The organism is Bradyrhizobium sp. (genome assembly GCF_016462955.1).
Classification (GTDB): domain Bacteria; phylum Pseudomonadota; class Alphaproteobacteria; order Rhizobiales; family Xanthobacteraceae; genus Bradyrhizobium.
Window position 1 is genome coordinate 1 of sequence record NZ_JAEMSD010000198.1, and the last position, 7,450, is coordinate 7,450.

Annotated in this window: 4 protein-coding genes; all 4 read right to left on the reverse strand. The window is 65.2% G+C overall.

From position 1 onward, the window contains the following. The coding region (locus tag JHD07_RS20185) for a hypothetical protein (RefSeq protein ID WP_291625066.1) at positions 1 to 1,203 on the reverse strand (1,203 nt) is incomplete at its 3' end. Positions 1,204 to 1,221: 18 nt separating this feature from the next. Further along, a complete protein-coding gene (locus tag JHD07_RS20190) occupies positions 1,222 to 2,502 on the reverse strand; it encodes a hypothetical protein (protein WP_291625069.1) in 1,281 nt (426 codons plus the stop codon). Beyond that, a complete protein-coding gene (locus tag JHD07_RS20195; RefSeq protein WP_291625070.1) occupies positions 2,499 to 5,516 on the reverse strand; it encodes an adenylate/guanylate cyclase domain-containing protein in 3,018 nt (1,005 codons plus the stop codon). Before JHD07_RS20195 ends, JHD07_RS20190 begins: the two co-directional genes overlap by 4 nt. A 623-nt stretch (positions 5,517 to 6,139) precedes the next feature. Then, a partial coding sequence (locus JHD07_RS20200; RefSeq protein ID WP_291625071.1) for an Nramp family divalent metal transporter occupies positions 6,140 to 7,450 on the reverse strand: 1,311 nt, incomplete at its 5' end.

Consider the following 7,450-nt stretch of genomic DNA (forward strand, 5'->3'; position numbering starts at 1 on the left):
GCGCGGAACATCGTCTTCGAGCGGATGAAAGAACTGCTCGCTCAGCTTGGTGAAGCGGCGATTGAGCCGGTAGAACAGCGCGCCGATAGCGAGGACCGCGGCGATCGCGGCGACTGCGATCAGCGTGATCTCCAGCCCAGTCAGCTTTGGCAGATTCGGTTCGACGACCTTCTGCATGTAGTCTGGAGCCACCGCATAGACCAATGGAGCGATCGTGTAGGCGAACGCGCACGCCGCAACGGCCAGAAGCAGCGGCACGCCGATGATCCAGCCGCCCAGATAGGTGGCCACCGACGAATACGTGTCGGTCGGCCGATCGAGCTCTTGCTGAACGCTGTTCAGCCAGCGCCTCCAGGACACGAATTGCGCGGGCAACGGCACCAGGAACAGCCAGACGAGGAATATGATCACCGCGAACGCCAGCAGCCCGTGCCAGCTCATCGCGAAGAGGCATTCGCTCGTCCTGGTCACGGCGTTATCGATCATCTGCCCCACGGGACCCGGTTCGCCGAAGAACCAGCTATAGGCGCGCGGCAGTGCCCACGCGATCCCGAGCACGGCAAACCAAAGCACGATCGCCGCCACGGGATAGGCAAGCTTGGCACCGATGCCGGCCCCGCTCCCGCGCCAATAGGAGCGCGGCGCCGGTCTTGCCGCCCATTCGAAGCGGGGATTGGCGTAGGCCCACCGTGCGAGTGCCAGCGCGAAGGCGGTGCGATCGTTGCCGTGTTTCGGCTTCAGCTTCCGCGCTTCGATGCGCGTCTGATCGAGCAGGTCCCTCTCCATCGCGATCTGCCGGACCGACCGGTCGCGGGCGCCGACGAAGCCGCCGTCGGCGATGCTGTGCCAGCTCATCAACCTCTCGAGCAGCTCCTTCTTCTGCTCTGCCGTGGGCTCTGCGACGTTGCGAGCGATCATGGTGCCGAACAGCGCCCACATCGCGCCATCAGGATGGTAGACGAGCCGGTACAGCAGATCGGAGGGGCGGAAGCCCTCCTCGACTGCAAGCTCCAGCACCAGCGACGGCCGCTTGTTGGCGGCATCGGCCAATGCCGGCAGGAGCCCGATCGAGGCAAAGTGAACCACGGCAACATCGCGCAAGAGATGGTCCAACGCCTCTTGAAGCGGTTCTGAAAGCCTAGCACCGCCGGCCCAGCCTGGCGCAACGATGCAGATCATCTGCTGCCGGACGCTCTCGAGCATGGCCCACTCTCCGCTCGCTCAGGTAATCCGCATGCGCATGGACAACATCAGCGGCCCGTCATAGGTGATGGCCTTGCCTTCGCGCGCCAATTGCAGCCGGGGTAGCGTCAGCAGTCCGATCATGGCGCTGGTCAGGATTTCCACGGCGTGGTCCCGGGCGGGACATTGGCGATAGCCATATCCGAACATCAGATAGCGCAAGGGATCGTCGCTCCCCCAGTCGCGATTGGGACAAAAGCGTCCGATGTCGCGGTCCACGCTCGGATCGAACAGCGCGGCGATCGACAGCAGCGAAACCTTGCCGCCACCCGGGCACTTGGCATTCTGTCGCGCGCCAGTCTGCAGTTCCGTGTCCCTGGGCACGTCACGCGCCAACAGCGGAAAGATCGGGCGGAAACGCATGAGCTCCAGCATATGGTCGCGCACGTCCTTGCGAAAACCGGCGTCGGTCCAGACGCGATCCCCGAGACTCCTGGCTCGGGACCACAATTGCTCGTAGACTTGGGGTCGCCCGAGAAGCTCCTGCACGGCAAGGGCTCCCGACTGAACGGTGACGGGATGCGAAATCCAGGCAAGCCCCACCGCGTTGCGTTCGATGTCTTCAGATGCGCTCTTGACGCCCCACGCGGTACCGATCGGGCCGCTCACACGATCGATGCGGGCTTGAAGCGCATCTCCACAGGTTTCCGCCCGCCGCCGCAGCTCGAGTGTCGCCAGGCTGCCGGCGAGCAATTGACCCGCGACATATCGGATCTCCAGCATGTACTGCCGTTGCAGGCCTTCATCGACGGCGGCTTGCGCAGAAGGGTCCGCGGATCCAGCGACCACTGCGTCGGTGGCCGATCCGAACAGCGGCTTCATGGCGTGGAAGACGACCCACATCAGGTAGCCCTCGATCAAATCGAACCCGCGCGCTCCGGTGCGCGCCAGGATCTCGATCCGTCTCTTGGCTTCCTCGTCGGAAGCGTTCGGAACATCCAGGGCAGCGAGGCGCGCGTGGACCAACTCCCTGTCAGCCGTGTAGGTCGGACCGGGATCCATGCCGATGAGATAGTCTCCGGAAACCATGTTGGCCGCATGCGCCGTATTGGAGAAGCTGCGCGTGCGCGTCAGCACATCCTTGACCGCGCTGGCGCGTGCCACCAGGCCAAACCGGCCGCCGATGGCGGGCCAGCGCCGAAGCAACGCGCCGATCGCACGCAGGACCGTCGTGTGGCGGTTGAGCCAGCAGAAGAGACCGTAAGAGAGACGGCGTGCTCCCGGCTGCAACGCGTCGGGTTCATAGGTCGAGAGCTTCATGCTGCAAACCCGTCCTTCCGCCAATCCACGAGTGCCGCAGTGGCCTGTCTCTGATAGTGGGGCATGCCCAGACGCTCCGCCGCCTCGGCGGTCCGCCTGAAATGCATTTCGGCGCCAGCGAGATCGCCGACCTGCCGCAAGGTCTCGGCAAACTCGTACAGGGCTTCGGTCTGGTGACCGTATTCTTCGGCGGCCTCCTCCACCGCCTTGCGGCCGATCGCGATCGCATCGTCGAGCCGGTCGAGCTTGCGATAGGCGACGCCCAGGCTCACGCGCATGAACGTCCGGCCGTAGGGCCCTGCCGCCTGGTAGATACGATCGGCGAACCCCTTCTCCAGCATCGTCGCCGCTTCGGCGGCCTTGCCGTTGCGCGCGAGCGCGCTGCCGAGGACACCGGTGCAAACCGAAAGCATGGTCGGGACGTTGTGCGTCATGCATTGCTGCACGCCCGTGCGCATCAAAGTCTCGGCTCGGTCGAGCTCCCGGCTCTCGATCCAGATCTGCGCCTGCACGGTGTCGATCAGCAGACGGGAATAGGGATGGTCGATGTTCGCCAGGATCTCATAGGCCTTGGCGCAGAATGCGTGGCCGGCCGCATTGTCTCCCAGGCGCCAGAGCGTGCTGGCGTGAAACGCATAGAGATTGATGATGGGGATGGCGGCCCATCCGGGTTGAACGCAATGCACCGACAGTTCCGGACCGAAGTCGGAGAGCAGAACCCGGCCTTCCGTGGCGGCCTCGGCGTAGCGGCCGAGAGCATGGAGGTGCATGAGGCGGGTCTGATGCGCTGCCATCATCATGTGGCGGCGTTGCGCGAGCCGGGCCGCCTCCAGACCCCGTGAGGCATGCCGCAGACCTTGCTCGAAACGTCCGCGCATCCACAGGAACACCGCCGTCTCGGTCGCTACCGCCGCCCGGGCGCGCTGATCGTTCAGCTGCACCGCGATGGCTTCCGCACGCTCCATATTGCTGAAGATCTCGTCGATCTGCCCGAGCGCCAGCATGGCCCCGATGGCCTCCAGCCGCAGTGCGAGCTCCAACGCCCGCGCGATCGAGGTGTCTTCGACACGGTGCGCGGCCTGGAGGCCCTTCTCGAACAGTTGGAGTGCTTCCTGATTGGCCGAGCGCGAGATGGCACGCGCCAGCGACTTGACGGTGAATCTCGCCGCCTGCTCCCATTCCTCTCCTTTGAAGGCATGGTAGGCCAGCGCCGGCGCGACATCCGCCTCGGTCGCCCCCGGGCGCGCATGCAGCGCCAGGAAGGCCTGCCGATGCAGCGCCTTGAGCCGCGCGCGGGTCAGGGCGCCGAGCACGACATCGCGCACCAGCGCGTGGCGAAATGCGAATGCGTGCTGCTCGAGCCGGCCGCGCGCCTGATCCTGTCCTGCCAGCAAGCCGGAAGCAACGCACAGGCCCAGCAATTCTTCGGAACGTCCGAGGTCGACGGCCTGCATCGCCGCGATCAGTTCGCGTGTGATGGGATCGCCGAGGATCGCGGCGGCCTCGAGCGCGGACTTGGCCGCCTCGGGCAGCCTGTCGACGCGTGCGCCGATCACCGCCGCGATCGAGCCCGGCGCGCGCAGCTCTCCCGGCGGCCGCTGCAGGCGGTATGCACCCGGCGTTCCCTCGAGCGAGCCGTCGTCGATCATCGTGATGACCAATTGCTCCAGGAAAAACGGATTGCCGTCGGCGCGCGCAACCAACTCGTTCATGACGCCGAGCACGGATAGATCATCCCCCAACAGGGCACGCGCGAGCCTGAGCATCTCGCCGTCGCGCAGAGGCTCGATCGCGCGCTCTGCAAACCAGGAAACCTGGCGCCACTGATGCTCGAAATCCGGCCGGTAGCTGACACAAACCAGGATCGGCAGTCCCTGGAGTTTTGGAAGCAGGGCCTCGAACAGCCGCCGGCTTTCGCGGTCGGCCAGGAAAACGTCTTCGAGCACCAGCACGAACATCCCCGCCTGGGCGCGTCTGCGCACGAGCCACAGCAATGCCTCGCCAATCCGGCGCCGCCGCTGGACCGGGTTGAGCGACAGCCAAGCCTCGTCCGGCGCCGCCAGCCCCAACAGGTCATTGACCGCGGCGAGATGGGCGGCGCCGTCGGGGGGCCATTGGGCCGCCACGGCCTGCACGGATCGAGCGTCCGTCACGCTGGCTTGCGGCAGTCCTGCCAGGCTCGCGATCAGGTCCGCGGCGGTGCTGTAGGCGCGCGCGCTGGCGTAGCTTTTCGCCTGCGCAACGCAGACCTCGATGCCCTGGCTTGCAAGCGCGGAGATCCAGTCGGTGATCAAGCGGGACTTCCCGATCCCGGCGTCCCCGCACAGCCCGATCGTTCGCATCGTCCCGGTTCGAACGGCATCGAGATCCCGCGCCAGGGTCCGCAATGATTCGTCGCGGCCGACCAGCGGCGCCCAGCGCTGCTTGCGCGTCATCGGCGCCGCCGCCGAACTTTCGGTGGCGACCAGGACCTCGTGGAGTTCGACCGGATCATCCAGCCCTCGGACCGACCGCGTTCCCACCGGCCGCGTGTCGATCTGCTGCGCGACGAGGCGCTGCGTCGCGGCACTGATCAGAATGCCGCCGGGCGCAGCCAATTTTTCGAGCCGGGACGCAAGGTGTATCGTCTTGCCGTCCGCACCGTAATGCGACCAGCCGTATTGCCCGACCACGCCGACGAGGACCTCGCCGGAATTGATGCCGATACGCAGCATCGGGCTGGCCACACCCTGCATCTCGTGGCCTGGAATGATAGCTCTCTGCATCTTGAGGGCGGCAAGGCAGGCCCGCAGGGCGTGATCCTCCTGCGCCACGGGCGCACCGAACAAGGCGACGAGCCCATCGCCGAGCAATTGGCTCACCGTGCCGCCATAGGTCCCGACCGCCTCGGCCAGATGGTTCAGCGTCTTGCCGAGATAGTTGCGGGAGTCTTCAGGGTCGGAGTGCTGCAGCAGCGACGTGGAGTCGCAAACGTCGACGAAGAGAACGCTGACCTGCTTGTTTTCGGTCAGCATCTGCGACCGGGCCGCGCCATGGCCATGCAGCGAAACAGCACGCGCGTCGCCCGCGATTGCGCCGGCGGCCGAATGTGCGCAGACCTGCTCCGGGGCGGGATCGAGGCGCGCGCCGCACTGGGAGCAGAAGCGATGCTCGCGGGAGATTCGGGCTGAACACGCGGGACACTTGGTCACGGCAGCACACACTCACCAATGATTTCAACGCAGCAATCGACGCTTTCTGGCTTGATCATCGTCCCCTCCAGGACGTGAACACGCGCACTCAAAATCACTCATCAGCCAATGACCTCGCCACCAGCTTCGCGCGCTAACTTCGCGCACAACCCATGAAGTATCCGGAGAAAATGCGATCGGCGCACTCACTCCGGCGCGGGACCGCCGATTATCCCGCCGGGAGTAAAATCAATCCTGAAAAACGCAACGCCATAATATGGCCCGTCAGTGGTCTACGGCCTGAAGCAATTGAAGGTAGTATACCCTCTTCGTACCAATTGAAAAGCGGTCATTCGTCGCTCCGCGACGAAGGCTCTGCCACAGGACGATGTGGAACTCGGAAAGGGTGCGGCCGGCTCGCGCAAAACTCGCGGGATGTTCCGTACCCGAGAGCGGCTGCTCTGCATTCACCCGAAGAACGTATCGAACAACAGCTTCAAATTCAGGACGACGATCACGCTCGCGATGATCCACGCGATCACGGCAACCGATCTCGGTATTGCGAACTTCCCCATCTTGCGCCGATCCGAGACGAAGCGCACCAGCGGGATGACGGCGAAGGGCAGCTGCATGGACAGCACGACCTGGCTGAACACCAGCAATTCCGCCGTGCCGCGCTCGCCATAGATCGCGGTCACGACGATCACGGGAATGATTGCGATGCCGCGCGTGAGCAGGCGGCGGGCCCAGCTCGGCAGGCGCAGGTCGAGAAAGCCTTCCATCACGATTTGGCCGGCCAGCGTCGCCGTCACCGTCGAGTTGAGGCCCGAGGCGAGCAGAGCCACCGCGAACAGCGTCGAGGCGATACCGAGGCCGAGCAGCGGCGACAGCAGCTCGAATGCCTGTTCGATCTCGGCAACGTCCGAATGGCCGCTCTTGTGGAAGGTCGCGGCCGCCACGATCAGGATCGCGGCGTTGATGAATAGCGCCAGCATCAATGCGATCGTGGAATCGGTCGTCGCCCATTTGATCGCCTCGCGCCGGCCGGTATCGTTGCGCTCATAAGCGCGCGTCTGCACGATCGAGGAATGCAGGTAGAGATTGTGCGGCATCACTGTGGCACCGATGATGCCGATCGCGATGTAGAGCATGTCCGGATTGGTGAAGATCTCGCTCTTCGGCATGAAGCCGCGCAGGACCTCCGCCACCGGCGGGGCCGCAGCAACGATCTGGACGGCAAAGCAGACCGCGATCACCGCGAGCAGCGCCATGACGAAGGCCTCCAGGAATCGGAAGCCGCGGTTCATCAGCAGCAGCAGCAGGAAGGCGTCGAGCGCGGCCAGCAGCGCGCCGCCGATCAAGGGGATGCCGAACAACAATTTCAGCGCGATTGCCGTGCCGATCACCTCGGCGAGATCACAGGCAATGATCGCCGCCTCGCAGGCGATCCACAGCAGCAAGTTGACCGACCGCGGATAGGAGGCGCGGCAGGCCTGCGCGAGGTCGCGGTCGGTGACGATGCCGAGCCGCGCGGCCAGCGACTGCAGCAGGATCGCCATCAAGTTCGAGAGCAGGATGACGAAGAGCAGCGTGTAGCCGAACTTCGATCCGCCGGCCAGATCGGTCGCCCAATTGCCCGGGTCCATATAGCCGACCGAGACGAGATAGCCAGGGCCGACAAAGGCCAGCAGCCGCCGCGACCAGTGGCCGGCAACCGGGATCGAGACGGTGGAATTGACCTCGGCGAGGCTCTTGGTGGTGGGCGCGTCGGCGCGCCA

Bases quoted from the DNA above. Each gene is read 5' to 3' on its own strand.
- JHD07_RS20190 (WP_291625069.1), bottom strand. From the start codon at position 2,502: ATGAAGCTCTCGACCTATGAACCCGACGCGTTGCAGCCGGGAGCACGC.
- JHD07_RS20195 (WP_291625070.1), bottom strand. From the start codon at position 5,516: ATGCTGACCGAAAACAAGCAGGTCAGCGTTCTCTTCGTCGACGTTTGC.